At 70.3% G+C, this 3002-nt stretch carries 3 protein-coding genes; 2 read left to right on the top strand and 1 reads right to left on the bottom strand.

What is annotated here, in order from left to right:
• Window positions 1-493: 493 nt before the first annotated feature.
• Complete coding sequence (locus RH94_RS21225; RefSeq protein WP_324614297.1) at window positions 494-742, bottom strand: hypothetical protein; 249 nt, start codon at window positions 740-742, stop codon at window positions 494-496.
• Between the two features lie 166 nt (window positions 743-908).
• Here RH94_RS21225 and RH94_RS21230 point away from each other — a divergent pair, with 166 nt between their 5' ends.
• Window positions 909-1397: a GNAT family N-acetyltransferase gene (locus tag RH94_RS21230; RefSeq protein WP_073949098.1), complete on the top strand. Its 489-nt coding sequence runs from the start codon at window positions 909-911 to the stop codon at window positions 1395-1397.
• A 488-nt stretch (window positions 1398-1885) separates the two neighbouring features.
• The coding region (locus RH94_RS21240) for a DEAD/DEAH box helicase (protein ID WP_234425927.1) at window positions 1886-3002 on the top strand (1117 nt) is incomplete at its 3' end.

The raw sequence follows: 3002 nt of genomic DNA on the forward strand, positions 1-3002 counted from the left end.
CCGCCGCTCCCGCTCTCCGCCGGGCCTCACGCCCTCCACCACGTCGCGCACCCCCTCACGGGACACTCCGCCGCCGGGGCCCGGCCCCGGGTCACCGGAACTCCGTTGCCCCGATGGTCCCGTGGGCATTCGGCCGCACGGTTGTCCCCACGATCCGCTGGGCGATCGGCGCGTGCCGCTACGCCGACGGGTCGCTGGGGCGGGCCCGATCACTGCCGGTCTCGACCAGGCTCTGCCCGGCCGGCCGGAGATTCCCGGTACGGACACGCCCGGACAGCTGTCCCGGAGGCCCAGCAGTCTGAAGGTCCTGGGGTGGGCCGCGATGGGCGAATGTGCGCTGCAGCCGTTGACCGGGTGCTGCGGCTCAATGAGCCGTACCGACGTGATCGCGGCGTCTCATCACTATGTTGCGCCATCGTGCCCGGGTTTGTCGGTCCCCGTCGATCCATCGTGCTCGTACGGTGTTCGGGGGAGTGGATGAAAGGGCACTCGGTCAAGCGTAGAGCCATACGACGCGCTGCAGCAGGCGTTCGAAGTCACGGTGGGTGCGGCCGCCGGTGTCCTCGAAGGTGGCCGGCAGGATCACGGGTGGCGCGCTCTTGTCGGCCATGAGTTGGGCCAGGGCCCAGGCGAGAAGATGCGGGTAGAAGCTGAGGGCTTCCAGATCGGGCTCTGCCTCCAGGAGGTCGGCCGGACGGGAGCAGCCGGCGAGGGCACGGACGGACTGGCGCCGCTCGCGCAACGCCTTGATGAGCGCTCCGGCTCCCTGTCTGAGCGCGCTGCCGACGGCACCGGACAGGAGCAGGGCGGGGCCTGGACGAGTGGTCCCCGGGAGCGGTGCAGGAACGCGTGCCCGAGCAGCCGACCCCTCCGAACGAAGGCACCCCCCGGTGCGAAATACTCACCCGATGAGTTCACGCACTTCCCCGATCAGCCGGCCGATCACCATACGGAGGGCCGTCGCGCGGGATGCCAAAAGGCTCACGCGGCTCGTGCGTGGCTCAGGCGCCTACGAGGGTAAGTACGCAGCCGCAGTCGCGGGCTACCGGGTCGGTCCTGATTACATCGAGGCCCACCGCGCCTTTGTGGCCGTCGGCTCCGACGAGCACGGAGGCCGGGTCCTCGGGTTCTACTCGCTCCTCCTCGCTCCACCGGAGCTCGACCTGCTGTTCGTCGCGGACGAAGCGCAGGGACGGGGTATTGGACGACTGCTCATCGCGCACATGCAATCCGAGGCTCGTGCCGCCGGGCTCGACCGTGTCATGGTCGTGTCGCACCTTCCCGCCGAGGACTTCTACCACCGCGTCGGTGCGGTGCGGACCGGGACCGCGTTCGCGAACCCGCCCGCCGTGCCTTGGGACCGTCCCGAATTCGAGTTCCGCATTCCTCCGGGATGACGCGGTGTGCCGGTTGACGGGGCACCGGCTTCGCCTGCACGCAAGCCGGCTTGCAGGAGCCGCTGGACGCCGCGCGCTCCGTGTGTGCCGTCTCCTCTGCCCTGGCGGGGTGATCGCCTGCGCCAGCGGCCTCTGCCCGGCGAATTCCTCACCTCCGGCACTCCCAGAGCCATCGCAATCGGCACGCATTCCCTGCCCGCCTGTCGGGCCATGGTGCTGGTGAGCCGTCTTCCGCGCGGCTGGGCTCGACAGCTCGCCCGTGGGGTGGGGCCGTTCTTCAAGGAGAACGGTTGTTCCAGGCCGGCCCGCTGCCGGCACCCGTACACAGAGGCGATCGGTATCAGCGGCGCGAGGTTATGCCATGTGTTAGTGTCACGCGTTTGCGTGGTCGTCGCGGTGGGCGATTCTGCCTGTTCGGTTCCGCTTGTGCGTGGGCTGTTCAATCCTGCCGGGCCTTCCTCGGTACGTTCCTCTGCGGAAGGCTGTTCATGAAGCATCCCGATGACCGCGGCATCGCTCACGGCGGTCCCGCCCAGCCCGGGGCAACGACCCCGGCGCTGCCCCCGGCCGTCTCCTTCGCCGGTCTGGAACTGCCGGTGGAGGTGGTGCGGACACTGAGCGGACTCGGGGTGCGCGAACCCTTTCCGATCCAGGCCGCCACACTGCCCGATGCCCTGGAGGGGCGCGACGTCCTGGGGCGCGGGCGCACCGGATCGGGCAAGACGCTCGCCTTCGGCCTGCCGCTGCTGACCCGTACGGCCGGGCGGCGCGCCGAACCGAAGCAGCCCCTCGCTCTGATCCTTGTGCCCACCCGGGAGCTGGCCCAACAGGTCACCCATGCGCTGGCGCCGTACGCCGAGGCACTGCGGCTGCGGATGACCACGGTCGTCGGCGGCATGTCGATCGGCCGGCAGGTTGCCGCGCTGCGCCAGGGAGCCGAGGTGGTCGTCGCCACCCCCGGACGCCTGCACGACCTGATCGAGCGCAACGCCTGCCGCCTGGGACGGGTAAGGATCACCGTGCTGGACGAGGCCGACCAGATGTGCGACCTGGGGTTCCTGCCGCAGGTTGCCGACGTGCTCGACCAGGTGCACCCCGACGGTCAGCGGATGCTCTTCTCGGCCACTCTCGATCGCGACGTCGATCAGCTGGTCCGCCGCTACCTCCACGACCCCGTCGTCCACTCGGTCGACCCGGCCGCGGGCACGGTCACGACGATGGAGCACCACGTTCTGGTCGTCCACGGCCCTGACCGCTACGCCGTCACCACGGAGATCGCCGCCCGCGACGGCCGCGTACTGCTGTTCCTCGACACCAAGCACGCCGTCGACCAGCTCACCCGGCATCTGCGGGCCAGCGGGGTGCACGCCGGGGCCCTGCACAGCGGCAAGTCCCAGCCACAGCGCACACGGACCCTGGCGCAGTTCAAGAACGGCCAGATCACCGTTCTGGTGGCGACCGATGTCGCGGCCCGTGGCCTGCACGTCGACGACCTCGATCTCGTGGTCAACGTCGACCCGCCCACCGACCCCAAGGACTATGTGCACCGGGCGGGCCGCACCGCCCGCGCCGGTGAGTCCGGCAGCGTGGTCACGCTCGTGCTGG

This window comes from Streptomyces kebangsaanensis, assembly GCF_001906585.1.
Taxonomy (GTDB): Bacteria; Actinomycetota; Actinomycetes; order Streptomycetales; family Streptomycetaceae; genus Streptomyces; species Streptomyces kebangsaanensis.

Bases quoted from the DNA above. Each gene is read 5' to 3' on its own strand.
- RH94_RS21230 (WP_073949098.1), top strand. From the start codon at position 909: ATGAGTTCACGCACTTCCCCGATCAGCCGGCCGATCACCATACGGAGG.